The organism is Stenotrophomonas hibiscicola ATCC 19867 (assembly GCF_000382065.1).
Taxonomy (GTDB): domain Bacteria; phylum Pseudomonadota; class Gammaproteobacteria; order Xanthomonadales; family Xanthomonadaceae; genus Stenotrophomonas; species Stenotrophomonas hibiscicola.
The window spans coordinates 33,471-58,097 of sequence record NZ_KB907507.1 but is presented as its reverse complement, the minus strand read 5'-3'; the positions used below and the strand labels follow the sequence as shown (position 1 = coordinate 58,097).

Here is a 24,627-nt window from a genome sequence, read left to right as displayed (position 1 = left end):
CACTCAGAGCACCATCACCGCTTACCGGAGAGAGAGAACTACGATGCAAACCGCTTCCACCATTGCCCGACTGACCCTGCTGGCCGTCGGCGTTGCCGGTGCGCTGGCCGCCGCCGATGCCAATGCTGCCGCCTTCCAGCTGAAGGAAAACAGCGCCAAGGGCCTGGGCCGCGCGTTCGCCGGCTCCACCTCGACCGAAGGTGACGCCTCGGTCATCGCCACCAACCCGGCCTCCATGCGCCTGCTCGACGGCACCCTGGTCCAGGGCGACGTCAGCGCCATCAGCTTCGGCGCCAAGTTCCGCGGCCAGGGACAGTACGGCAACGGCGCGCCGATTTCCGGTGGCAACGGCGGCGACGCCGGCATGATCGCCCCGGTTCCGGCCGCGTACTTCCACGTGCCGTTCGGCGAGAACGACAACATGCACTTCGGTGCATCGCTGACCGTGCCGTTCGGCTTCAAGACCGAATACGACCGCGACTGGGTCGGCCGCTACAATGGCGTCAAGACCGAGCTGCAGGCGATCGACCTGGGCGTGGCGTTCTCCTATGACGTCAACCCGTACCTGTCGTTCGGTGCTTCGGTGTTCGCTGAGCGCCTGAACGTCGACCTGACCAGCGCTGTCGATACCGGCACCGCGATCAACGCCACGGCCCAGCGCACCGCTGCGGCGCGTGTGCTGGCTGCCGGCGGCACTGCGGCCCAGGCTGCGGCGGCGTCGCAGGCGGCTGCACGCCAGGCCGCCCAGCTCGGCTTCTCGCCGGGCACCGCCGATGGCTACCTGCGCATCAAGGGCGACGAAGTGTCGGTCGGCTACACCCTGGGCATGACGGTTACCCCGGTGGAAGGCACCAACATCGCCTTCAGCTACCGCTCGAAGGTCGAGCACAAGATCACCGACGGCAAGGCCGACTTCACCATCCCGCAGAACGCTGCCGCCTTCCTGGCCACTGCCGCCCCGGGTACCTTCATCGACAGCAACGGCCGCGCCACCATCACCCTGCCGGCCAGCGCCACCATGGGCTTCACCCACCGCGTGAACGACCAGTGGCAGATCATGGCCGAGGTCACGCGCACGGCGTGGAGCAAGTTCGACCAGGTCACCGTCGACTATGACTCCAACCAGCCGGACAGCGTGCTGCCGTTCCACTACCGCGACACCACCTTCGCGTCGATCGGTACCGATTTCCGCGTGAACGACAAGCTGACCCTGCGTGGCGGCCTGGCCTACGACCAGACCCCGACCACCGACGCCCACCGTGACGTGCGCGTGCCGGACACCACCCGCAAGTGGCTGTCGCTGGGCCTGACCTACGCCGCTTCGGACAAGATGGAATACAGCGTGGGTTACACCCACCTGTTCACCAAGGATCCGAACATCACCTCGACCTCGGCCACTGCCAACACCGTGACCGGCAAGTACAAGGTGAGCGGCGACGTGCTGGCGGCGTCGATGCAGTACAAGTTCTGATTCGGGCGATTGCCTGAAGCAGTACGAGGAGAGCCCCGCGCAAGCGGGGCTTTCTTTTTGCGGAGGGTATCCACGCATGGCATGGATCTACTGGTCCGACGACGCAGGGCGCGGATCTACGCGACAATGGTGCGATGAACCTGTCCGACCCGAGCTTCCAGCTGGAGCTGGCCGCCAACATCGCCGTCGCCGGCTCGATCCTGTTGGCCGGCCGCAACAACGTGCACACCTGGTGGCTGGGCATCGTCGGCTGTGCATTGTTTGCTGCCGTGTTCGAACGCTCGCACCTGTACGCGGACATGGTGCTGCAGTTCTTCTTCATCGCGATCAGCGTGCTGGGCTGGTGGCAGTGGCTGCGCGGCGATCATGGTGCGCCGTTGCCGATTACTTCATTGCGGCCGCGTGCCTGGGCCTGGCTGGCGCCGCTGGCGGTAGTGGCCACCTTCGGCTACGGCTGGATGCTGACCCGACTGACCAATGCCTATGCGCCGTACATCGATTCGGCGGTACTGGTGCTGAGCGTGATCGCGCAGATCCTGATGATGCGGCGCAAGCTGGAGTCGTGGTGGGTCTGGCTGCTGGTAAACACCGTTGCAGTGCCGCTGTACTACAGCCGTGGCCTGCACCTGACCTCGATCCTGTACATCGGTTTCTGGGTCAATGCACTTGTTGCTCTCGGGCACTGGCGCAATCTGATGCGGGCCGAGGCCACGACGGCACCTGAATTCCTGTAGAGCCGAGCCCACGCTCGGCTGCGCCGGAAAAGCCGAGCATGGGCCCGGCGCTACAGGAAGCAAAACACAAGAAACCCCGCATTCGCGGGGTTTCTTGTTTACCGCACCAAGCAGGCGATCAGTCGCCCAGGGTCAGCAGCGAGGCGTTGCCGCCGGCGGCGGTGGTGTTCACCGTCACCGTCTTTTCGGTGGCAAAGCGCAGCAGGTAGTGCGGGCCGCCGGCCTTCGGGCCGGTGCCGGACAGGCCCTGGCCGCCGAACGGCTGCACGCCGACCACTGCACCGATCTGGTTGCGGTTGACGTACACGTTGCCGACGTGGACGCCGTTGCTGATGCGGTCAACGGTTTCGTCGATGCGCGAATGCACGCCCAGGGTCAGGCCGTAGCCGGTAGCGTTGATCTGGTCGATCACCGCGTCGAGCTGGTCGCCCTTCCAGCGGATCACGTGCAGGACCGGCCCGAACACTTCCTTCTGCAGCTGGCCCAGATCCTTCAGTTCGTATGCGCGCGGCGCGAAGAAGGTGCCGTGCGCCGTTTCGGCGGACAGCTCGGCGGCGGCGATCAGGCGTGCTTCGCGGTCCATGCGCTCAGCGTGGTCCTGCAGGATCTTCAGCGCATCTGCGTCGATCACCGGGCCGACGTCGGTGGACAGCAGGCCCGGGTTGCCGACCTTCAGCTCCTTCATCGCACCGGCCAGCATGGTCATCACCTTGTCAGCGATGTCGTCCTGCACGAACAGCACGCGCGCGGCCGAGCAGCGCTGGCCGGCGGAGGTGAAGGCCGAACCGATCGCGTCCTTGACCAGCTGTTCCGGCAGCGCCGACGAATCGGCGATGAAGGCGTTCTGGCCGCCGGTCTCGGCAATCAGCACACCGATGGCGGCGTCACGCGCGGCCATCGCGCGGTTGATCGCACGGGCGGTGTCGGTGGAGCCGGTGAAGGCCACGCCGGCCACGCGCGGGTCGGCGGTCAGCGCGGCACCGACGGTAGCACCGTCGCCCGGCAGGAACTGCACCACCTCGGCCGGCACGCCGGCGTCGTGCAGCAGCTTCACCGCGTAGTAGCCGATCAGGTTGGTCTGCTCGGCCGGCTTGGCGATGACGCTGTTGCCGGCGGCCAGGGCGGCAGCGACCTGGCCCAGGAAGATCGCCAGCGGGAAGTTCCACGGGCTGATGCAGACGAACACGCCCCGGCCGTGCAACTGCAGCTCGTTGGTTTCACCAGTTGGGCTCGGCAGCTTCTCGGCGTGGCTGAACTGCTCGCGCGCCTGCTTGGCGTAGTAGCGCAGGAAATCCACGGCTTCGCGCACTTCGGCGATGCTGTCGGGCAGGCTCTTGCCGGCTTCCTTCACGCACAGCGCCATGAACTCCGGCATGCGCGCTTCCAGCTGGTCGGCGGCGTGTTCGAGGATGGCGGCGCGGCTGGCGGCCGGGGTGCGGTTCCAGGCCGGCTGTGCGGCCACGGCGTTGGCCAGGGCCTTCTGCACGGTGGCGGCATCGGCGGCCAGCCACTGGCCGACCACTTCGCGGGTGTCGGCCGGGTTGGTCACCGGCAGCGTGGCGCCGGCCGGGTTGGCACCCGGTACCAGCGGCGAGGCCTGCCACGGCTTCACGGCGGCGTTGAGCTGCTCGGCCAGGGCGCGCAGTTCGTTGTCGTTGGCGAGGTTGGCGCCCATGGAGTTCTTCCTGTCGTGGTTCTGGCTGCGCAGCAGGTCAACCGGCAGCGGGATCTTGGGATGCGGAATCGATTCGAACGAGGCGACCATCTCGACCGGATCGCGGATCAGGTCGGCGATCGGCACGCGCTCGTCGGTGATGCGGTTGACGAAGCTGGAGTTGGCGCCGTTTTCCAGCAGGCGGCGCACCAGGTACGGCAGCAGGTCTTCATGCGAACCGACCGGGGCGTACACGCGGCAGGGCAGGCCCAGGCGGTCGGCCGGCACCACTTCGGCGTACAGGTCGTCGCCCATGCCATGCAGCTTCTGGTGCTCGTACACGCCGCCGTTGGCGATGCTGCGCACCGCCGCGATGGTGTGCGCGTTGTGCGTGGCGAACATCGGGTAGATCGCATCGGCATGGGTGAACAGCCGCTTGGCGCAGGCCAGGTAGGACACGTCGGTGTTCTGCTTGCGGGTGAACACCGGGTAGCCCGGATAGCCTTCGATCTGCGCGCGCTTGATCTCGGCGTCCCAGTAGGCGCCCTTGACCAGGCGCACCTGCAGGCGGCGACCGGCGCGGCGTGCCATGTCGGCCAGGTGTTCGATCGTGTACGGCGTGCGCTTCTGGTAGGCCTGCACGACCACGCCGAAGCCATCCCAGCCGGCCAGCGAGGCGTCGGAGAACACCTGCTCGATGATGTCCAGCGACAGTTCCAGGCGATCGGACTCTTCGGCGTCGACGGTGCAGCCGATGCCGTAGCTCTTGGCCAGCTGCGCCAGTTCCAGCACGCCCGGCACCAGGTCCTTCAGCACGCGCTCGCGCTTGGCGTGCTCGTAGCGCGGGTACAGCGCCGACAGCTTGATCGAGATGCCCGGCGCGTTGTTGACGTCGCCATCCGGACGGCCGCCGCGTGCCTTGTGATCGCCCCCAATGGCGTGGATCGCACGACGGTAGTCTTCCAGGTAGCGCAGCGCGTCCTTCATGGTCAGCGCGCCTTCGCCCAGCATGTCGAACGAGTAGCGGTAGCTGGCGTTGTCGCCCTTGTGCGAGCGCGCCAGCGCTTCGCTGATGGTGCGGCCCATGACGAACTGGTGGCCCATGATCTTCATGGCCTGGCGCACGGCCAGGCGCACCACCGGCTCACCGACGCGGCCGACCAGGCGCTTGAACGCGCTGGGGGCATCGGCGCGGGTGGCGTCGTTCATCTGCACCAGCTTGCCGGTCAGCATCAGGCCCCAGGTGGAGGCGTTGACCAGCACCGAGTCGCTGCCGCCCAGGTGCTTTTCCCAGTCGGCATCGGCCAGCTTGTCGCGGATCAGCTTGTCGGCGGTGTCCTGGTCCGGAATACGCAGCAGTGCCTCGGCCACGCACATCAGCAGCACGCCTTCCTCGCTGCCCAGGTCGTACTGGCGCATGAAGGCTTCGATCGCGCCCTGGTCCTTGGCGCGCACGCGCACGCGGCCGACCAGGTCGGCGGCCAGTGCCTGCACCCGGGCCTGCTCGTCGGCGGGCAGGCGGGCCTGCGCCAGCAGTTCACGCACGTGGCTCGCCTCGTCCTTCAACCAGGCATCGGTGATGGCCTGGCGGAACGGGTTGGGGGGCGCCGGCAGTTCCGGCGACAGCAGCGCGCCGGGACGCGGAGCGTCGTGGGCGGCAGGGGAGGAGGAAGGTGCGTTCATGCCGGTCCGGCCAGTGGAAAACTTGGCGATTTTAATCATTTTTGAGCCCATCGGAAGTGCCGCGGAGACACCTTCATGACGCGCTGATAGTCCCTAGCTGCGGTGCATTCAGCGTGTTCAGCAAGCTCGGCAATATTTGTGCTGAATTCGTCATCCGTGCCGCCGACCTCATGCTGTGTTGCAGCATCGGAAAATGTGTGAATGCACCCTTGCTACCGGCGAGAGGGCGGGGCTACCATCGAGACGTTTCCCGCGGCAGGAACGCGGTTGCGACATGATCGAGGTGCTTCCAGCTCCGGATGGGTCAGGTACGCAGCTGCGGCTGCGTCCCCCACGGGCGCTCGATGCCCGGCAGTTCGTCCTGTTGTTCACCGTGTTGTCGGGTGCGATGTGGCTGGTGTCCGCCCTCGGGTGGTTGGCCGGCAATGCGTTCGCCCCCCTGTTCGCGCTGCTGTACAGCCTGGTGCTGGCGGCGGCGCTGTGTGCCTTGTGGCGCAGCGGTGAACGGCAGGAGGAGATCCGGGTAGTGCCGGCGTACGTGGAGGTCATCCCCGTACCCGGTGGATCGCCGGTGTTCCGGGCCCACCCCCATTGGGTGCGCCTGCTCACCGACGATGAGAGGGTCCGGCTGGCGTCCAGCGGCCGGCAGGTGGAGGTGGGGAGTTTCCTCGCGCCGGCCGAACGTCAGACGCTTGCAGAGACACTTGAAAGCTTGCTCGCCGCCAGCGATGGCGGCAACCGACGACGCTAAGGGTCTAGGCAATGAAGCAAAGCAGCAGGTGGGGCACGAAGTGCGTGAACGCGGTTGCCGCAGTGCTGGCGACCGGGGGACTGATGCCGGCGTTGGCCTGGGCCCAGGCGGCCGATCCGAAGCCGTGGCAGCTGAACATGGGCAAGGGGGTGACCCAGACCTCGCGCCTGGCCTGGGAATCGAACAATCTCTCGTTGATCATCTGCACGGTGATCGGCGTCATCGTGTTCGGCGCGATGGCCTATGCCATCTTCAAGTTCCGCAAATCCAAGGGCGCGGTCGCCGCCACCTTCAGCCACAACACCAAGGCCGAAGTAATCTGGACGGTGATCCCGGTGATCATCCTGATCGTGATGGCCTGGCCGGCCACCGCCAACCTGATCAAGATGTACGACACCCGCGATGCCGAGATGACGGTGAAGGTCACCGGCTACCAGTGGATGTGGAAATACGAATACCTCGGCGAGAACGTCACCTTCACCAGCCGCCTGGACCGCGAGTCCGACCGCGTGCGGCAGAGTGGCATCGTGCCGACCCGCGAAAGCCATCCGCACTACCTGCTGGATGTCGACAACCGCCTGGTGCTGCCGGTCGATACCAAGGTGCGTTTCGTCATCACCTCCGACGACGTGATCCACGCCTGGTGGGTGCCGGCGCTGGGCTGGAAGCAGGACGCCATCCCCGGCTTCATCAACGAAGCCTGGACCCGCATCGAGCAGCCCGGTGTCTACCGCGGCCAGTGCGCCGAGCTGTGCGGCAAGGACCACGGCTTCATGCCGATCGTGGTCGAGGCGGTGTCCAAGGAGGACTTCAGGAAGTGGCTGGCGCAGCGCAAGCCGGCGCCGCCCGCCGAGCCCGCCACGCCTGCGGCACCTGCCGAACCGGCTGCACCGGCGGGCGAGGCACCGGCTGCGCCTGCTGCTGCCGAAGCGGGCAGCGCGCCTGCCAGCGCGGCCAGCGGAGCGTGATGTAAAGCCCGCGGCCGCTCGCGGCCGTGGTGACAACCGATTCTGAGAGGTGTTTTGCAATGGCGCACTCGGCAGTTGGGCACGACGATCACCATCACCACCAGAGCTTCTTCGAGCGTTGGTTCTTCTCGACCAACCACAAGGACATCGGCACGCTGTACCTCGGTTTCAGCTTCATCATGTTCATCATCGGCGCGGCGATGAGCGTGGTGATCCGCGCCGAGCTGGCGCAGCCGGGCCTGCAGTTCGTCAAGCCCGAGTTCTTCAACCAGATGACCACCGTGCATGCGCTGGTGATGATCTTCGGTGGCGTGATGCCGGCCTTCGTCGGCCTGGCCAACTGGATGATCCCGCTGCAGATCGGCGCGCCGGACATGGCGCTGCCGCGCATGAACAACTGGTCGTTCTGGTTGCTGCCGGTGGCTTTCAGCCTGCTGCTGCTGACCCTGTTCCTACCCGGTGGTGCGCCGGCGGGTGGCTGGACGCTGTATCCGCCGCTGTCGCTGCAGGGCGGCTACAACGTGGCCTTCAGCGTGTTCGCCATCCACGTGGCCGGCATCAGTTCGATCATGGGTGCGATCAACATCATCGCCACTGTGCTGAACATGCGCGCGCCGGGCATCGACCTGCTGAAGATGCCGATCTTCTGCTGGGCCTGGCTGATCACCGCCTTCCTGCTGATCGCGGTGATGCCGGTGCTGGCCGGTGCGGTGACCATGCTGCTGACCGACAAGTTCTTCGGCACCAGCTTCTTCAACGCCGCCGGTGGCGGTGACCCGGTGATGTACCAGCACATCTTCTGGTTCTTCGGGCACCCCGAGGTCTACATCATGATCCTGCCCGCCTTCGGCGTGGTCAGCGAGATCATCCCGACCTTCAGCCGCAAGCCGCTGTTCGGCTACCAGGCGATGGTGTACGCCACCGCCGCGATCGCGTTCCTGTCGTTCATCGTCTGGGCCCACCACATGTTCACCGTGGGCATGCCGCTGGGCGGCGAGATCTACTTCATGTTCGCCACCATGCTGATCTCGATCCCGACCGGCGTGAAGGTGTTCAACTGGGTCAGCACCATGTGGCGTGGCTCGCTGACGTTCGAGGCACCGATGCTGTGGTCGGTGGCCTTCGTCATCCTGTTCACCATCGGTGGCTTCTCCGGCCTGATGCTGGCGATCGTCGCCGCCGACTTCCAGTACCACGACACCTACTTCGTGGTCGCCCACTTCCACTACGTGCTGGTGACCGGTGCGGTGTTCGCGCTGATCGCCGCGGTGTACTACTGGTGGCCGAAGTGGACCGGGCGGATGTACAGCGAGAAGTGGGCCAAGGTGCACTTCTGGTGGTCGATCGTATTCGTCAACCTGTTGTTCTTCCCGCAGCATTTCCTCGGCCTGGCCGGCATGCCGCGGCGCATTCCCGACTACAGCGTGGCGTTTGCCGACTGGAACCTGATCAGCTCGATCGGTGCGTTCGGCATGTTCGTCACCCCGTTCATGATGGCCGCGATCCTGCTGTCGTCGCTGCGCAACGGCGAGAAGGCCGAGGCCCGTTCCTGGGAGGGTGCGCGCGGCCTGGAGTGGACGCTGCCGTCGCCGGCACCGGCGCACACCTTCACCACGCCGCCGACCATCCGCCCGGGGGATCTGGCGCATGACGACATCACGCATTGAGGTGGGGTATGCATAGCGAGAGCCCACTGCAGACCTGTAGAGCCGAGCCATGCTCGGCTGACGTGGAGCAGCCGAGCATGGCTCGGCTCTACAACAGCCCGGGCGACGCCCCGGAAAACGGCATCGAACAGCAGCGCCAGCGCGCCAGGCGCACGGCGATGTGGGTCGGCGCCATCGCGGTGCTGGTCTACGTCGGCTTCATCCTCAGCGGGGTGATCGGCCGATGAGCGAGGCGCCAGCCAGCACACCGTCTCGCAGTGCCGGGCTGCCGCGCCTGATCGGCGTGGCGGTGGCGGTGTTCCTGCTGACCTTCTCGCTGGTGCCGCTGTACCGCATTGCCTGCGAAAAGGTATTCGGCGTGCGCCTGGAACGCGGCCCGGGTGGTGAAGCCAGTACGGGTGCTGCAGCTGGCAAGCGCACCGTGCGGGTGGAGTTCGATGGCGGCGTCAATTCGCGCCTGCCGTGGTCGTTCCATCCCGAACAGCTGACCATGGACGTGGTGCCGGGCGAACTCAACGAAGCGCTGTACTTCGCCCGCAACGACAGCCAGCAGGCGGTGGTCGGCAGTGCGGTGCCTTCGGTGGCGCCGGCGCGTGCCTCGGGCTTCTTCAGCAAGACCGAATGTTTCTGTTTCACCGCGCAGACGCTGCAGGCCGGCGAGAAGCGCGACATGCCGGTGCGTTTCATCGTCGATCCGGACCTGCCGCCGGAGATCAAGACGATCACCTTGTCCTACACCTTCTACCGCAACGACGCGTTGTCCGATCGGCTGGCCCCGGCCGCCACCTCGGACGGCGCGCACGCCGCACCCTGACCCGGATACCGACATGGCCCAGACACCGACCGACGCCAACGTGTACTTCGTCCCGGCCCAGAGCAAATGGCCGTTCGTGGGCTCCATCGCGATGATGGTGACCATGGTGGGCGTGGCCAGCTGGCTCAACGATGCCAGCTGGGGGCGCTGGACGTTCTACATCGGTATCGCGATGCTGGTGCTGACGTTGTTCTGGTGGTTCAGCGACGTGGTGCGCGAATCGCAGGCGGGCAACTACAACCACCAGGTCGATGGCTCGTTCCGGATGGGGATGATCTGGTTCATCTTCTCCGAAGTGATGTTCTTCGGCGCCTTCTTTGGCGCGCTGTTCTACACCCGCAACCTGGGCCTGTCGTGGCTGAGCGGCGAAGGCCGCGGGGTGATGACCAACGAGCTGCTCTGGCAGGGTTATTCCGCCGGCTGGCCGACCAACGGGCCGGCGGCGATCGGCGGTGCGTTCCAGACCATCCCGGCCTGGGGCCTGCCGCTGATCAACACGCTGATCCTGCTCACCTCCGGCGTGACCCTGACCATCGCCCACCATGCACTGAAGGCCGGCAACCGCCGCCAGCTGCTGATCTGGCTGGGCCTGACCGTGGTGCTCGGCCTCGGCTTCCTGACCCTGCAGGCGGAAGAGTACATCCACGCCTACAAGGAACTGAACCTGACGCTCGGCTCGGGTATCTATGGTTCGACGTTCTTCATGCTGACCGGCTTCCACGGCGCGCACGTGCTGCTGGGCACGATCATGCTGATCGTGATGTGGCTGCGTTCGGCCAAGGGACACTTCACCCGCGACAACCATTTCGGTTTCGAAGCCGCCGCATGGTACTGGCACTTCGTCGACGTGGTGTGGCTGATGCTCTTCATGTTCGTCTACGTGCTTTGACCGCGCACGCATCGGTGGCCTCAGCCGCCGATGCCGTGCGGCTTGATCCAGCCCATGTAGATGCTCACGATCACCAGTACGATCAAGGCCACCGACACCCCGATGCGGCGTGTCAGTGCGTTGACCGTGCGCTTGGTCTGGCCGCGGTCGACCAGCAGGTAATACAGGCCGGCGCCCAGATTCCAGACGATGACGATCAGAAACGCGATTACCAGCAGGGTCTTCAGCGAATCACTCATGCGCGGCTCGAGGGCAGGGTGGATGTGCCTATCTGACCGCGTTTGCGCGGACTTGTCATGATGCGCCAGCACACGCGCGTGCTCGGATGGCTGCTGGCCGTGCTGGCAATGGCCGGTTTCACCGCATTGGGGCTGTGGCAGCTGCAGCGCATGCATGCCAAACAGGCAATGTTGGATGCACAGGGTCCAGCCGCAGCGCAGGTACTGTCGTTGGCGCAGGCGCTGGCAGCGCCCGGTGCGTTGCATGGCGTGGCCGACCACGGCCGCTTCCTGCCCGGCGTGGTGCTGCTGGACAACCAGACCCGGCACGGCCGTGCCGGCGTGAAGATCTACCGCCCGTTCCGCAGTGACGAGGGCAGTGTGTTGCTGGTCGATCTGGGATGGCGCGCGCTGCCGCCTGATCGCACCCTGCCGGATGTGCCGTCGCCACCTTCGCCGGTGGCCGTGCGCGGGCTGCTCGCGCCGCCACCGTCGGCGGGACTGGCCTTGGGCCCGGCGTTCTCCGCTACCGATGAGGCCGGGCGCTGGCTGGCCAGCCGCTTGCCCGCCGAGGGCCTGGCGGCGGCGCTTGGCCTGTCGGCATTGCCCGATCGCGTCCTGCGGCTGGACCCGGCGCTGCCCTTCGGCGACGAACGCGACCTGGACCTGCTGCCGAACACGCTGCCGCCGCAACGCCACCTGGGCTACGCCGTGCAGTGGTTCGGCCTGGCCCTGACCGTGCTGGTGGTGGCGCTGGTGCTGGAGTGGCGCAGGCGACGTGCTGCCCGGTAGTGCCGGCCGCTGGCCGGCAACCCCCGCATTCCTGGATGCCGGCCAGCGGCCGGCACTACCGCGGCGTCACACCCGCATCCCTCACCCAACCATGAGAAAATGCCCCGCATGAACACTGCTACGTCCCCGCAGGCGCGCGGCTCCGGCCGCCGGACCCTGGTGCTGCTGTTTGCCGTGTTCTTCGGGGCGATGGCGCTGGCCGCCGTGCTGCGCTTCTCTGGCTGGCAGCCCACCGGGCACCGCAATGCCGGCCAGCTGCTGAAGCCGCCGGTGGACCTGCGCCAGCAGGCGCCGACCCTGGCCAGCGGCCAGCCTTATCCGTGGAATCCCGAGGCCCGTACCTGGCGCCTGCTGGTGGCGCCGGCCGGAGTCTGCGACGCGCAGTGCGTCACTTTGTCGCAGGGACTGGGCAAGGTGTGGCAGCTGTTCGGCCATAACGCCGATAATGTCGAGATCCTGTGGCTGGGAACGCCACCGGCGTCGATCGCCTCGCTGCCCGCGCTGCGGCCGCTGGCTCCGTCGCCAGCCCTGCGCGCGGCGCTGCCCGGCGTCGATGATCCGGCTGGACTGCCGGTCTACGTGATCGATCCGAACGGCTTCGTGATCATGCGCCATGCCCCCGGTAGTGATCTGGGCGGCCTGCGCAAGGACATGGCCACGTTGCTGAAACTGAAGTGAGTCCCGTTTGATGAGCCTTTCCGCGCGTCCGGCGCTGCACCGCAATTTCCACCGCCTGGCGTGGTTCGCCATGATCATGACGGCGAGCACGATCATGTTCGGCGCCTTCGTGCGCCTGTCCGATGCCGGCCTGAGCTGCCCGGACTGGCCGACCTGCTATGGCCAGGCCACCTGGCCGCAGCACGTGGAAGAGACCATCGGCCACCCGGCGGCGGAGATCCGCCCGCTGGAGACCCACAAGGCCTGGCGTGAACAGGTGCACCGGTTCCTGGCCGGCGCACTGGGCATCGAGATCCTGACCCTGGCGCTGCTGGCCACGCGCAAGCGGCGATTCGGAAGCACGGCGGTGGTGACCGCCTGCGTGCTGGTGGCCGCCGGCATACCGCTGTACATGATGGGCTGGCATGGCACCGCCAGTACCTTGGCTCTGATCGGCGAGGCGATCCTGCTGATCGCCGCGCTGCGCTGGAGCAACATCGACCTGGCGCGCGCTGCACTGCTGACCCTGGCCGTGGTGATCTTCCAGGCCCTGCTGGGCATGTGGACGGTGACCCTGCTGCTCAAGCCCATCGTGGTGATGGGGCACCTGCTGGGCGGCATGCTGATGTTCGCGCTGCTGGCCTGGATGGCGTGGCGTGCCACGCACATGCCGATCACCCTGGCCGAGGCGCCGAAGCTGAAGTGGCTGCTGCGCATCGGCCTGGCCGTGCTGGTCACCCAGATCGCCCTGGGCGGCTGGGTCAGCGCCAACTACGCGGCGCTGGCCTGCGGCGGTGGCAGCGCCTCGCTGGACAACTTCCCGCGCTGCGCCAACCAGTGGTGGCCGCAGCACAACTTCGTCGAAGGCTTCACGCTGTGGCGTGGCATCGGCGTGGATTACGAAGGCGGCGTGCTCGATGGCGCCTCGCGTATCGCCATCCAGATGGCCCATCGCCTGTTCGCCGTGGTGGTGGCCGTCTACCTGCTGTGGCTGGGCGTGCGCCTGTTCCGTTTGCCGAGCATGCGCGGCTGGGCCAGCGCGCTGATCGCGCTGCTGGTGCTGCAGGTCACCCTCGGCATCCTCAATGTGAAGCTGGCGCTGCCGCTGGAAGTGGCGGTGGCCCACAACGGCGTGGCCGTTGCCCTGTTGTTCGTGCTGGTCAGCCTGCTGGCCCGCCTGCGCGCCCCGGACTGACTCCATGTTTTCCAATTACCGCCAGTACTGGGACCTGACCAAGCCCAAGGTCGTCGCGCTGATCGTCTTCACTGCCCTGGTCGGCATGGTCCTGGCCATCCCCGGCGTGCCCAGCTGGGAGCAGGTACGCGCCGGCGTGCTCGGTTTCCTCGGCATCTGGCTGGCCGCTTCGGCCGCCGCCGCGATCAACCAGCTGCTGGATGCGCACATCGATGCGCAGATGGCGCGCACTTCGTGGCGTCCGCTGGTGGTGGGCAAGGTCAAGCCGTGGCAGGTGCTGGTGTTCGCCGGCGTACTGATCGTGCTGTCGATGACCCTCCTGGTGCTGTGGGTGAACCTGATCACTGCGGTGCTGACCTTCGCCTCGCTGATCGGTTATGCGGTGATCTACACCGTGTACCTCAAGCGCGCGACCTCGCAGAACATCGTCATCGGCGGCCTGGCCGGCGCGATGCCACCGATGCTGGGCTGGGCCGCGGTGACCGGCATGCAGGGTTCGTCGGACTGGGCGTACTCGTCGCTACTGGTGCTGATCATCTTCATCTGGACCCCGCCGCACTTCTGGGCGCTGGCGATCTTCCGCCGCGAGGACTACGCCAAGGCGGAGATCCCGATGCTGCCAGTGACCCACGGCGTGGTGCACACCCGCAAGCAGATCATGGTGTATTCGGTGGTGCTGGCGCTGGTCTGCCTGTTGCCATACCTGGTGGGCATGAGCGGTGCGTTCTACCTGGGCGGCGCGATCGTGCTCAACGCCGTGTTCCTCTGGTACGCCTGGCGCATGCTCAACCCGCCGGATGAGCTGTTCTCGATGAAGATGTTCTATTACTCCATCGTCTACCTGATGGCGCTGTTCGCCTTCCTGCTGGTCGACCACTGGATCCTGCCCTGGTTGTGAAGCACCACCTGTAGAGCCGAGCCCATGCTCCGCTGAGGGGGATTGGAAGAGCAGCCGAGCGTGGGCTCGGCTCTGCACTTGATCTCTTCCAGCGGCGTCGCCATTGCTGTTCCTGACCCCAAGGAAAGGAGTGAGCAGGGATGCATACGATCGTCCGTTGGACCACCGCGCTGATTCTGGCGCTGGGCATGGCCGTGACCGCGCATGCCGACGACACCGCCGCGCAGATCCACCAGCACGCCGGTGATCACCGCCTGCTGGTGCTGGGCGAATTCCATGGAACCCGCGAGACGCCGCTGCTGGTGCGGCAGCTGGTGGACGGCTACAGCCGCACCGGGCCGGTCCTGCTGGCGCTGGAACTGCCACGCGGGGAAACCCCCACGCTGCGCGATTACCTGGCTTCCGATGGCGGGGAGAAGGCACGCCAGCATCTGCGCGGGCGTGCGTTCTGGACCCTGCGCGATGACCAGCATGACGGCCGTCGCAGCCGCGACATGCTGGCAATGATCGAAAGCCTGCGCGTGCTGAAGTCGCAGGGACGTGTGATCGACGTCGTTGGCTATGACGTCAACGCCAGCAAAGGCGGCAACCAGGTACGCGATGACCTCATGGCAGCCGAGTTGCGGCGGCTCTATCGAGGCCTACCGGCCAATGCGCGCATGCTGGTGCTGACTGGTAACGTGCACGCGATGCTGCAAAGGCCGCAAGGTATGCCGCCAGAAATGCAGATGCATCCGATGGCGTCGCAGCTGCGGGACCTGGATATCTACAGCGTACGGTTGGGCGCGCAACGTGGTCAGACGTGGGGATGCGCGGGCGGTTGCATGGCGCGGCCACTTCGAGAGCAGGTTGCCACGGGGCCGCGGGTCGCTGCCGGTGCGGAACGGCCGTACGACCTATGGGTATGGATGCCGGAACTGAGCGTCGGGACGCTGGTGGATCCGTAGCGTCAGGCAAACCATCCACGCATGGCGTGGATCTACTCCGGATCACAGGTGTTAGCCGAGCGCGGGCTCGGCTCTACAGCAGATCCACGCCATGCGTGGATGTCCTCCCGTCGGGTCAGGGCGCGCGCTTCGCGTACCGCTGCGCGATCACGCCGCAGACGATGAGCTGGATCTGGTGGTAGATCATCACCGGTAGCACGATCGCGCCGAGGCTGCCGCCGGCGAACAGCACCTTGGCGATTGGCACGCCGGTGGCCAGGCTCTTCTTCGAGCCGCAGAACACGATGGCGATCTCGTCCTCGCGGTTGAAACGCAGGCGACGCGCGATGAAGGTGATCAGCGGCATGGCGATGCCGAGCAGCACGGCAGCCACCACGGCCACGGCCAGCAACGAAAGCAGCGGCGTCTTGCTCCACAACCCTTCGGTCACCGCTTCGCCGAAGGCCGAGTACACCACCAGCAGGATCGTGCCCTGGTCGGTGTAACGCAGCAGCGCGCGCTGCTTTTCCACCCAGCCGGCAATCCACGGCCGCAGCAGGTGGCCGGCCACGAACGGCACCAGCAGCTGCAGCATGATGCCGCCGATCGCATGCAGCGGGTCGTGCACGCCACCGGAGGTGCCCGCCAGCGCGGTCAGCAGCAGTGGAGTCAGGAATACGCCGAGGATGCTCGACAGTGAGGCACTGCACACCGCTGCCGGTACATTGCCGCGCGCCATCGAGGTGAACGCGATGGACGACTGCACGGTGGAGGGCAGGGTGCACAGGAACAGCACGCCCAGGTATAGCTCCGGCGTCAGCAGCCAGCCCGACAGTGGCTTGAACATCAGCCCCAGCAGCGGGAACAGGAGGAAGGTGCAGGCGAGGATGGTCAGGTGCAGCCGCCAGTGCAGCATGCCGCCGATGATCGACTCGCGCGGCAGGCGTGCGCCATGCAGGAAGAACAACGCCGCGATGGCGACCGTGGTGACATCGTCGAGGACGATGGCGGCGGCGCCCTTCATCGGCAGCAGGGAGGCCAGGCCGACGGTGCACAGCAGGGCGAGGGTGAAGTTGTCCGGTCGCAGGCGCGACCACCAGCGGGTCATGGTGGGCAGAGTCCTTGGTGCGGTGGAGTCAGGGCGAAATGGATGGCGTGGCCAGGCGCTGGCGGGTGGCGGCTTCCAGCGACTTCAGGCCGGCACGCTGGCCGAGCTGCAGGGCCTGTTCCGGGCTGGCGTGTTCGTAACGTGCATTGACCAGGCCGAGCACGGCACCGGCACGGTTGCCGGAGGCGCAGTGCAGCAGCACCGGTCCCTGGCTTTGCCGCAGGGCCTGATGCACGGCGCGCACATTGGCCGCATCCAGCCCCTCTGCGCCGGCCACCGGAATGCGCACATAGCGCAGGCCCAGCGATTCGGCCACGTGGGTTTCATCGAAACCGCGGTCTTCGTCGGGCTGACGCAGGTCGATCACCGTGCGCACACCCTGTGCAGCCAGTTCGCGCAGTTGTGCGGCACTGGGCTGGCCGGCGGCATACAGGCCGGGGCGGACTTCATTGAGCGGGCCATCTGCGGCCAGGGCCGCCAGTGGCAGGCAGAGCGACAGCAACAGCAGGCAGGTCAGGCGCAGCAGCATGGTCCTCTCCGTGAAAGCGTCCTGCCCCTCTACAGGCGCAGCCCGGCGCGGGCCTTCAACAGCTCGCGCAGTTCGTATTTGTCAGTATCGTCCAGGCCCTGCTGGCGCTGCTTTGCCAACAACTCCTCCAGGCGTTGCACCAGCAGCTGTTTCTCCAACTGGGCCACAGCATCGTGCAGTTCCTGGGTCCAGCTGGCCTCGGTGCCGGGCAGCGTCTGAGCGGCCAGCGTATGCAGCGACGCCTGTTCCTCGCGGCCGTCGAAGTGTTCCAGCAGGGCGCCGGTGCTGATGTCCGGGCGCTGTTCGACCAGCCCCAGCAGTTCCAGCAGCAGTTCCACACCGGGCAGGCGAAGGCCCTGGAAGTGGTGCTGGCCGCCCAGGGTCAGCGCCAGTGAGGGCTGCTGCAGCAGCACAGCGATCGCGCCTCGCACCAGGCTGCGCCTGGCCACCGGCTGGATCGCCCGCTGTGGCTGGCGTTGCGGCATCGGTGCGCGCACAGACGGGGCGTTGCCGCCGAGCCCGGTCAGCTGCGCCAGCTGCTGCTTCATCAGGTCGCCGAAGGCACCGTCGGGAATCTGCGCCAGCATCGGCTTTGCGCGTTCGGCCAGGCGCGCCTTGCCGTCCAGCGTGCCCAGGTTGATCTCGCGGGTCAGTTCATCGAAGAAGAACTGCGACAGCGGCGTGGCCTGCTTCAGGCGCTCGTTGAAGGCCCCGGCGCCTTCCTTGCGCACGATGGTGTCGGGGTCTTCGCCATCGGGCAGGAACAGGAAGAAGGCCTGGCGGCCATCCTTCATGCGCGGCAGCACCGACTCCAGCGCCTTCCAGCCGGCGCGGCGGCCGGCGGCATCGCCGTCGAAGCAGAAGAACACGTCCGGTGCGTTGCGGAACAGCAGCTCGGCGTGGTCCGGCGTGGTCGCCGTACCCAGCGTGGCCACCGCCTGGGTGACCCCGAACTGGAACAGCGAGACCACGTCCATGTAGCCCTCGACCACGATCAACCGCTCGATCTTCTGGTTGGCCTGGCGCACCTGCCACAGGCCGTACAGTTCGCGGCCCTTGTGGAAGAGCGCGGTTTCGGGCGAGTTGAGGTACTTGGGGCCGTCGTCCTTCTCGAACACGCGCCCGCCGAAGGCGATCACCCGGCCACGACGGTCGAAGATCGGGAACATCACCCGGTCGCGGAACTTGTCGTAGACGTGGCCGCGATCATTCTTGGAGAACAGGCCTGCGCGGTCGAGCAGCTTCATGCGGCGCTCGTCCTTGCCCAGCGCATCGCGCAGGCCGCTGTAGCCATCCGGTGCGTAGCCGATCTGGAAGCGCGCGCGGTTCGCTTCGTCCACGCCACGGCTTTCCAGATACGCGCGTGCCTTCTCGCTGCCTTCCAGATTCTTCTGGAAGAACTTGGTGGCGGCGTCCAGCGCCGAGTACAGCTCGCGGCTGTCGTCCTGCTGCTGGGGGCTGCGCGGGTTTTCGTTGCGCGGTACTTCCATGCCGGCACGCTTGGCCAGCTCATCCACCGCGTCGAGGAACTCGAGGCGGTCGTAGTTCATCAGGAAGCTGATCGCGGTGCCGTGCGCGCCGCAGCCGAAGCAGTGATAGAACTGCTTGGTGGGCGAGACCGTGAACGAGGCCGAGCGCTCGTCATGGAACGGGCAGCGCGCGGCGTACTCCTTGCCCTGGCGCTTCAACGGCACGCGGCTGCCCACCACCTCGACGATGTCGGTGCGGGCGAGCAGGTCGTCGATGAAAGCGTCGGGGATACGGGCCATGGGCAACAGGGCAGGGCGCGGTGCAGGACCACGCGACGGAACCGGGGGCGGTCGGCCTAGTTTACCCCCTGTCGGGCACCTGGCTGGCGGTTGCCGGATCGATGCCGGCTGCGGCCAGGTGATGGCGCGCGCGCAGGCGCTCATCGATCACCGCCGTCATCAGGGCGCCAACGAAGAACACGACGGTGGCGTAGTAGATCCAGACCAGCGAGATCACCAGCGCACCCATCGAGCCGTAGGCACTGCCGGGGGCCACGGTGGCGATGTAGACGCCGATGCCGTAGCGGCCCAGTGCGAACAACGCCGAGGTGATGGCACCGCCGATGAAGGCCTGGCGCCAAGCCACGCGGCGGTCGGGCAGGTAGTGGTACATGAAAGCGAACCCCACCGCGTACAGCAGCAGGCTGGTGACGTAACCCAGCGCGGGGAGGATCGAGGGCAGTTGCGCGAAGGCCACCTGCAGTACCGTGGTGGCAGTCATCGACAGGATCAGCAGGAAGCCCAGGGCCAGCACCACGCCGAACGAGAACACGCGCTTGCGCAGCCAGGCCTTGAGGCCCTCCAGGCGCTCGCCGCTGGTGCGGAAGATGAGGTTCAGTGCGTTCTGCAGCTGCGCGAACACGGCGGTGGCGCCCACGAACAGCAGCAGCGTGCTCCACAGCCCTGCCAACGAGCCGACGTCGGGCTGGTTGTCGGCGTTCTTCAGGACGGTCTCGGCCACGATCGCAGCACTGCTGCCGGCCACCGAGCTGATCTGGTCGACCAGCGCCTGCTGTGCCGGCGGGTACAGCGAAGCGGTCAACCACAGCAGCAGCACCAGCAGCGGTGCCATCGACAGCAGGGCGTAGAACGAGACGGAGGCGGCCTGGGTCAGCACGTCGACGTCGATGAAGCGCTTGGCCACCGCCATCGGAAAGCTGTCCTGCAGGCGCTTGAGATACTTGTGCAGGGACACGGGAACGTTGAGCTCGGGTTCAACCATGTGTGCGGTTGTAGCAGGCGACCGACGAAGGTGCGGTGAAACGGGTACATCAATGGGGTCAGAGCCCTTTCGCGTTGCGAAAGGGATCCGACCCCGTTGCCGGATTACGCCAGCTGCTGCTTGACCAGCTTGGACACCAGGCCCATGTCGGCCTGGCCAGCGAGCTTGGGCTTCAGGGCGCCCATCAGCTTGCCCATGTCGGCCGGGCCGGAGGCGCCGGTCTCGGCGATGGCGGCCTGGATGGCGGCCACGATCTCGGCTTCGCCCATCTTGGCCGGCAGGTAGGCTTCGATGACCACGATCTCGGCGCGCTCGATCTCGGCGAGGTCTTCGCGGTTGGCGGCTTCGTACTGGCTGACCGAGTCCTTGCGCTGCTTGACCATCTTGTCGAGCACGGCGATCACGGCGGTGTCGTCCAGCTCGATGCGCTCGTCCACTTCGCGCTGCTTGATGGCGGCATTGATCAGGCGGATCACGCCCAGCTTGTGCTTCTCGCCCGCCTTCATGGCGGCCTTCATGTCTTCGGTGAGCTGCTGCTTCATGCTCATGAGGAACCTCGTGGTGGTAGGTGGGGCGGGGCGGATGCCCGAACCCGGAAACGCAAAAAGCCGGCGACGCTCGCGCGTGCCGGCTTCGGCTCCATCGCAACGGGCAGGCCCGCCGCAATGAAGATGCGTCCGATCAGTACAGGCGCTGACGCTTGGTGACGTCGCGCGACGAGCGGCGCAGCTGACGCTTCACAGCAGCGGCGGCCTTGCGCTTGCGCTCCTGGGTCGGCTTTTCGTAGAACTCGCGCTTGCGGGTTTCGGCCAGCACACCGGCCTTTTCGCAAGTGCGCTTGAAGCGGCGAAGAGCAAACTCGAAGGGCTCGTTCTCGCGGACTTTGACGCTGGGCATGGAATCTCCGGGACACAGTAGAACCGGGTCACGCCCGGCGAGCCGCACATTATAGCGGCGAATCGACAAACTGCAAGCGGCCAACCCTGAATACGGGCCGGCGGTTCGAAAGCAGTGAGATCTGCACGCTCCCCGAGGGGACGGCAGGGGCGTCATAATAGCAGGCATGCGAGTCCTTGGCATCGAATCTTCCTGTGATGAGACCGGCGTGGCGGTGTATGACACCGACCTGGCCGGCAGCGCAGCCCTGCGCGCCCATGCGGTCTACAGCCAGATCGCCCTGCACGCCGAATACGGTGGCGTGGTGCCCGAGCTGGCCAGCCGCGACCACGTCCGCAAGCTGCTGCCGCTGGTGCGCCAGACCTTGGCCGACGCCGGTCTGGGTGTAGGCGATATCGATGGCGTCGCCTATACGGCCGGTCCCGGCCTGGTCGGCGCGCTGCTGGTGGGTGCGGGCGTGGCCCGATCACTGGCTTGGGCGCTGGAGGTCCCGGCCGTCGGCGTACACCATATGGAGGGGCACCTGCTGGCACCGCTGATGGAAGACGACCCGCCGCAGGCCCCGTTCGTTGCGCTGCTGGTGTCCGGTGGCCATACCCAGCTGGTGGCGGTGGATGCGATCGGCCAGTACCGGCTGCTGGGCGAAACCCTGGACGATGCGGCTGGCGAGGCCTTCGACAAGACCGCCAAGCTGATGGGCCTGCCGTACCCGGGCGGCCCGCAGCTGGCCAGGCTGGCCGAGCAGGGCACGCCGGGCGCGTACCGCTTCGCGCGGCCGATGACCGACCGCCCGGGGCTGGATTTCAGCTTCTCCGGCCTGAAGACCCAGGTCCTGATGGCCTGGCGCGACAGCGACCAGAGCGACCAGACCCGCGCCGATATTGCCCGGGGCTTTGAGGACGCGGTGGTCGAGACCCTGTCGATCAAGTGCGAGCGCGCGCTGGAAGCGGCCGGGACGAACGTGATCGTGGTTGCCGGCGGTGTAGGTGCCAACAAGCGCCTGCGCGCCCGCCTGCAGCAGATGGCCGAGCGCCTCGGCGGCCGCGCCTGCTTCCCGCGGCCTGCACTGTGCACCGACAACGGCGCGATGATCGCCTTCGCTGGCGCGCTGCGGCTGCAGGCTGGCCAGCACAGCCCGCCGAAGGTGGATGTGACCCCGCGCTGGGACATGGCGACCCTGCCGGCGGTGTGAACCGATAGCGTCGGGCCATGCCCGGCGGACGCATTACCGATGCACTGCCAACGGCGACGCCGCCAGCACGGTTGTCGCCCGCTCATGGCGCTGCAGCCAGCCCAGGGTGTGTGGGCAGCGGGCATGGATCAGCCGCCCGATCGCGGCCAGGTCGGCGCCGATGTCGCGCTCGAGGATGGGCTCGTGATGGGCGATGCGGTTGCGCAGGTGGCGGATGCGGCCAATATCCGCGTGGATGACTTTCCGGATGACACTGGGGTGGGCGCAAGGCGCATGGCGCAGGACTCCGCTGAGTGCCGGTATCCACAGCGTGGAATCGAAGCGACATGTGAATAGCTGCTGCCAGAACACCATAGGCAGGTTGGCGACGATTTCAGGTGTATCGCTTGCGCGACTGGCAAGTTGTTCCAGTGCCGTGCGTGGAGAAGTACTGGACGAAGTTGGCAGCCTGCGTCTGAAGGCATCATTCCAGGGCCAACGTGGACCGTGCTGCCGAACAAGAACCATTGCCGCGGCGTTGCGGGTGACCACCTCGCACAGATGGACCGGCATCATCAGTGCACTGCACAGCCGCATGTTCCAGAGGTAGAGGGATTCGGCTGTGACGTCGGGGCCGCAGGTCGATGCGATTCTCTCGTAAGTAGACAGACGCTCCGCTGACAACGCGCGCCGCAGTACATCGTATGGAGCCATCGTCATGTGCGGTGGTGAAGGAGGGATCGATGTTCGCGAGAGTGGGCGGCGGCGACCATCAGGGAACGTCCTTGTCCGCGCGGCTGATTTTCTGCGTTTTGCCTCGGACGAATACCTGACCTGTCCTGTCGGATTTGGCCTTGACCGGCGATCTGGTCCTTGCCTAATCTGCGTGCCTGCGCCACCGGGACTCGCGGCTGGATTCCAGCTCCCCCTGGGGACAAACGGTAGTACCAAAGGGCCCCGCTAGCAGGGCCCTTTGTTTTTTCCGGGCCGCCCCACGCCGGTGGCCCACCGCCCGTTCCGGGCAGGCTCACCGCCGTGCCGTTACCATGGCCGCCTGTATTCGTGCCGGTAAGCGCAATGGACAAGGTTTTCATCGAAGGGCTGACGATCGACGCCCTGATCGGTATCTACGATTGGGAACGACGGATCCGCCAGGACCTGGTGTTCGACCTGGAAATGGGTTTCGACAACCGTCGCCCCGCAGCCACCGATGACATCGCCCACACCCTGAACTACAAGGCGGTGAGCAAGCGCCTGGAACAGTTCGTGCGCGAGTCGGAGTTCGGCCTGGTCGAGACGCTGGCCGAGCGCTGCGCGCAGATCGTGCTGGACGAATTCGACGTGAAGTGGCTGCGCCTGAAGCTGAGCAAGCCGGGCGCAGTGCGCGGCGCGCGTGCGGTGGGCGTGATCATCGAACGCATGCGGGACTGACCCGGTCGTGCCGGCCGTTGGCCGACGACCCCGGTAGTGCCGGCCGCTGGCCGGCAACCTTGGCAACAACGAAACAGACAGGAGACAACCGATGGTGGACGCGGTGGTGGCGGTACAGTGGCTGGAACGGCTGCAGAACACACTGGAACCCTATCCCGGCGCCTACCTGGCGTTGATGATCTCGGCGCTGCTGATCGCCGCTGGCCTGGCCAACTGGGTGACCAAACGCATCCTGTTACGTGGCCTGCGGCGCCTGCTCAGCCGCCTCCCCGGCGCTGACACCGGCCGCGGCAGCCACCTGATGCGGGTGATCTCGCGCCTGTCCAACGTGGTGCCCAGCCAGGTGATCGCCTCGGGCATCCGCATCGTGCCGGACCTGCCGCCGGGCCTGGTCAGCTTCATCATCGGCGCCTGCCAGGCGTGGGCGATCCTGACCGTGGTGCTGGCCATCTCGCATGCGCTGGATGCGGCCAACGATTTGTACGAGCGCCGCCCCGAGGCACGCAACAAGCCGATCAAGGGCTACCTGCAGGTCGCCAAGATCGTCCTCTTCGTGATCGCCGGCCTGTCGATCGTTGCCACCCTGGCGGGCGTCGACCTGCGCTATCTGGTCACCGGCCTGGGCGCAGCCACGGCGGTGCTGATGCTGATCTTCCAGGACACCATCCTGTCGCTGGTGGCCAGCGTGCAGATCAGTGGCGATGGCCGCGTGCGCATTGGCGACTGGATCGAGATGCCCAGCCAGAACGCCGACGGCGACGTCATCGACATCGCGCTGCACACCATCACCGTACAGAACTTCGACAAGACCATCACCACCATCCCGACCAAGAAGCTGGTGACCGAGTCGTTCAAGAACTGGCGCGGCATGCAGGAAGCCGGTGGCCGCCGGATCAAGCGCGCGCTGTACCTGGACCAGCACAGCGTCGGTTTCCTGGACCAGGGCGACCTGGCCTTCCTCGGCCAGTTCGCGCTGCTGCGCGACTACCTGCAGGAGAAGGAACAGGAACTGGGGCAGTGGAACGGGCGCCTGCGCGAGCAGGGCATGGCCGAGGTCAACAGCCGCCGGGTGACCAACCTGGGCACGTTCCGCGCGTATGTGGAGCGCTACCTGCGCAGCCATCCGGGCATCCATACCGACATGACCCTGCTGGTGCGGCAGCTGCAGCCGACCACCGAGGGCCTGCCGCTGGAGCTGTACTGCTTCACCCGCAGCACCGCCTGGGGCGAGTACGAGGCCGTGCAGTCGGACATCTTCGACCACCTGCTGGCGATCCTGCCAGCCTTCGGGCTGCGCGTGTTCCAGGCGTCCAGCGACGCCATGTTGATGGCCGGGCAGCGCCAGCTGGCCGGCTCGGAGTAAGCTGCGGTGGCCCCGACGGAGCCATACGGACCCCGCTGGTGGCTGAAACTGAATGAAGAA

At 66.6% G+C, this 24,627-nt stretch carries 25 protein-coding genes; 16 read left to right on the top strand and 9 right to left on the bottom strand.

Going from position 1 to position 24,627, the window contains the following annotated elements; genetic code table 11:
* Window positions 1-43: 43 nt before the first annotated feature.
* The gene (locus G370_RS0120335; protein ID WP_019662229.1) at window positions 44-1,471 is read left to right on the top strand and encodes an outer membrane protein transport protein; all 1,428 of its coding nucleotides are present in this window, start codon (window positions 44-46) and stop codon (window positions 1,469-1,471) included.
* Window positions 1,472-1,605: 134 nt separating this feature from the next.
* A complete protein-coding gene (gene pnuC / locus G370_RS0120330; protein WP_019662228.1) occupies window positions 1,606-2,205 on the top strand; it encodes a nicotinamide riboside transporter PnuC in 600 nt (199 codons plus the stop codon).
* Window positions 2,206-2,323: 118 nt separating this feature from the next.
* On the opposite strand, the gene putA is transcribed toward pnuC, so the two are convergent.
* A complete protein-coding gene (gene putA, locus G370_RS0120325; RefSeq protein WP_019662227.1) occupies window positions 2,324-5,542 on the bottom strand; it encodes a bifunctional proline dehydrogenase/L-glutamate gamma-semialdehyde dehydrogenase PutA in 3,219 nt (1,072 codons plus the stop codon).
* A 274-nt stretch (window positions 5,543-5,816) separates the two neighbouring features.
* Between putA and G370_RS0120320 the strand changes: the two genes are divergently transcribed.
* Genes G370_RS0120320 through G370_RS0120295 form a run of 6 tightly spaced genes read left to right on the top strand, consistent with a single transcriptional unit; the run spans window position 5,817 to window position 10,631 of the window.
* Window positions 5,817-6,293 (top strand): DUF2244 domain-containing protein, encoded by a 477-nt coding sequence (locus G370_RS0120320; protein ID WP_019662226.1) that lies wholly within the window; start codon window positions 5,817-5,819, stop codon window positions 6,291-6,293.
* An 11-nt stretch (window positions 6,294-6,304) separates the two neighbouring features.
* The gene (gene coxB, locus G370_RS0120315; RefSeq protein WP_019662225.1) at window positions 6,305-7,261 is read left to right on the top strand and encodes a cytochrome c oxidase subunit II; all 957 of its coding nucleotides are present in this window, start codon (window positions 6,305-6,307) and stop codon (window positions 7,259-7,261) included.
* Window positions 7,262-7,320: 59 nt separating this feature from the next.
* Window positions 7,321-8,928: a cytochrome c oxidase subunit I gene (gene ctaD, locus G370_RS0120310; RefSeq protein WP_005407790.1), complete on the top strand. Its 1,608-nt coding sequence runs from the start codon at window positions 7,321-7,323 to the stop codon at window positions 8,926-8,928.
* Window positions 8,929-8,936: 8 nt separating this feature from the next.
* Entirely contained in the window at window positions 8,937-9,155 is a 219-nt protein-coding gene (locus G370_RS0120305) for a hypothetical protein (protein ID WP_019662224.1), read from the top strand.
* A complete protein-coding gene (locus G370_RS0120300; RefSeq protein WP_019662223.1) occupies window positions 9,152-9,742 on the top strand; it encodes a cytochrome c oxidase assembly protein in 591 nt (196 codons plus the stop codon). Before G370_RS0120305 ends, G370_RS0120300 begins: the two co-directional genes overlap by 4 nt.
* Before the next feature lie 13 nt (window positions 9,743-9,755).
* Entirely contained in the window at window positions 9,756-10,631 is an 876-nt protein-coding gene (locus G370_RS0120295) for a cytochrome c oxidase subunit 3 (RefSeq protein WP_005412024.1), read from the top strand.
* A gap of 20 nt (window positions 10,632-10,651) precedes the next feature.
* On the opposite strand, the gene G370_RS0120290 is transcribed toward G370_RS0120295, so the two are convergent.
* A complete protein-coding gene (locus G370_RS0120290) occupies window positions 10,652-10,870 on the bottom strand; it encodes a twin transmembrane helix small protein (RefSeq protein ID WP_010484233.1) in 219 nt (72 codons plus the stop codon).
* A gap of 57 nt (window positions 10,871-10,927) precedes the next feature.
* Between G370_RS0120290 and G370_RS0120285 the strand changes: the two genes are divergently transcribed.
* The 5 genes from G370_RS0120285 (at window position 10,928) to G370_RS0120265 (ending at window position 15,338) form a co-directional block, all read left to right on the top strand.
* On the top strand, window positions 10,928-11,641 hold the full coding sequence (locus G370_RS0120285; protein ID WP_019662222.1) for an SURF1 family protein: 714 nt from the start codon (window positions 10,928-10,930) through the stop codon (window positions 11,639-11,641).
* 108 nt (window positions 11,642-11,749) lie between these two features.
* The gene (locus G370_RS0120280; RefSeq protein WP_026347289.1) at window positions 11,750-12,319 is read left to right on the top strand and encodes a hypothetical protein; all 570 of its coding nucleotides are present in this window, start codon (window positions 11,750-11,752) and stop codon (window positions 12,317-12,319) included.
* A 10-nt stretch (window positions 12,320-12,329) separates the two neighbouring features.
* Window positions 12,330-13,493 carry a COX15/CtaA family protein gene (locus G370_RS0120275; protein WP_019662221.1) on the top strand — a complete coding sequence of 388 codons (1,164 nt, stop codon included), beginning with the start codon at window positions 12,330-12,332 and terminating at the stop codon, window positions 13,491-13,493.
* A gap of 4 nt (window positions 13,494-13,497) precedes the next feature.
* Window positions 13,498-14,391: a heme o synthase gene (cyoE, locus tag G370_RS0120270; protein ID WP_019662220.1), complete on the top strand. Its 894-nt coding sequence runs from the start codon at window positions 13,498-13,500 to the stop codon at window positions 14,389-14,391.
* 140 nt (window positions 14,392-14,531) lie between these two features.
* Complete coding sequence (locus G370_RS0120265) at window positions 14,532-15,338, top strand: hypothetical protein (RefSeq protein WP_019662219.1); 807 nt, start codon at window positions 14,532-14,534, stop codon at window positions 15,336-15,338.
* 115 nt (window positions 15,339-15,453) lie between these two features.
* On the opposite strand, the gene G370_RS0120260 is transcribed toward G370_RS0120265, so the two are convergent.
* The 6 genes from G370_RS0120260 to rpsU form a co-directional block, all read right to left on the bottom strand.
* The gene (locus G370_RS0120260) at window positions 15,454-16,425 is read right to left on the bottom strand and encodes a bile acid:sodium symporter family protein (protein ID WP_019662218.1); all 972 of its coding nucleotides are present in this window, start codon (window positions 16,423-16,425) and stop codon (window positions 15,454-15,456) included.
* 28 nt (window positions 16,426-16,453) lie between these two features.
* Window positions 16,454-16,954 carry a protein tyrosine phosphatase family protein gene (locus G370_RS0120255; protein WP_019662217.1) on the bottom strand — a complete coding sequence of 167 codons (501 nt, stop codon included), beginning with the start codon at window positions 16,952-16,954 and terminating at the stop codon, window positions 16,454-16,456.
* Window positions 16,955-16,983: 29 nt separating this feature from the next.
* Entirely contained in the window at window positions 16,984-18,723 is a 1,740-nt protein-coding gene (gene dnaG, locus G370_RS0120250) for a DNA primase (protein WP_019662216.1), read from the bottom strand.
* A 61-nt stretch (window positions 18,724-18,784) separates the two neighbouring features.
* Window positions 18,785-19,705 (bottom strand): YihY/virulence factor BrkB family protein, encoded by a 921-nt coding sequence (locus G370_RS0120245; protein WP_019662215.1) that lies wholly within the window; start codon window positions 19,703-19,705, stop codon window positions 18,785-18,787.
* 104 nt (window positions 19,706-19,809) lie between these two features.
* Window positions 19,810-20,253, bottom strand: a complete 444-nt coding sequence (locus G370_RS0120240; protein WP_005415013.1) for a GatB/YqeY domain-containing protein — start codon at window positions 20,251-20,253, stop codon at window positions 19,810-19,812.
* Window positions 20,254-20,386: 133 nt separating this feature from the next.
* The gene (rpsU, locus tag G370_RS0120235; RefSeq protein WP_002808376.1) at window positions 20,387-20,602 is read right to left on the bottom strand and encodes a 30S ribosomal protein S21; all 216 of its coding nucleotides are present in this window, start codon (window positions 20,600-20,602) and stop codon (window positions 20,387-20,389) included.
* A 166-nt stretch (window positions 20,603-20,768) separates the two neighbouring features.
* On the opposite strand from rpsU, the gene tsaD reads away from it, so the two are divergent.
* Window positions 20,769-21,794 (top strand): tRNA (adenosine(37)-N6)-threonylcarbamoyltransferase complex transferase subunit TsaD, encoded by a 1,026-nt coding sequence (gene tsaD / locus G370_RS0120230; protein WP_019662214.1) that lies wholly within the window; start codon window positions 20,769-20,771, stop codon window positions 21,792-21,794.
* Window positions 21,795-21,827: 33 nt separating this feature from the next.
* Here tsaD and G370_RS0120225 read toward each other — a convergent pair whose 3' ends face one another.
* Window positions 21,828-22,493 carry a hypothetical protein gene (locus G370_RS0120225; protein ID WP_019662213.1) on the bottom strand — a complete coding sequence of 222 codons (666 nt, stop codon included), beginning with the start codon at window positions 22,491-22,493 and terminating at the stop codon, window positions 21,828-21,830.
* A gap of 357 nt (window positions 22,494-22,850) precedes the next feature.
* Between G370_RS0120225 and folB the strand changes: the two genes are divergently transcribed.
* Both folB and G370_RS0120215 read left to right on the top strand, forming a co-directional pair.
* Window positions 22,851-23,204, top strand: coding sequence for a dihydroneopterin aldolase (gene folB / locus G370_RS0120220; protein WP_019662212.1), 354 nt, complete (start codon window positions 22,851-22,853; stop codon window positions 23,202-23,204).
* Between the two features lie 91 nt (window positions 23,205-23,295).
* Window positions 23,296-24,567 carry a mechanosensitive ion channel family protein gene (locus G370_RS0120215; RefSeq protein ID WP_019662211.1) on the top strand — a complete coding sequence of 424 codons (1,272 nt, stop codon included), beginning with the start codon at window positions 23,296-23,298 and terminating at the stop codon, window positions 24,565-24,567.
* Window positions 24,568-24,627: the final 60 nt, after the last annotated feature.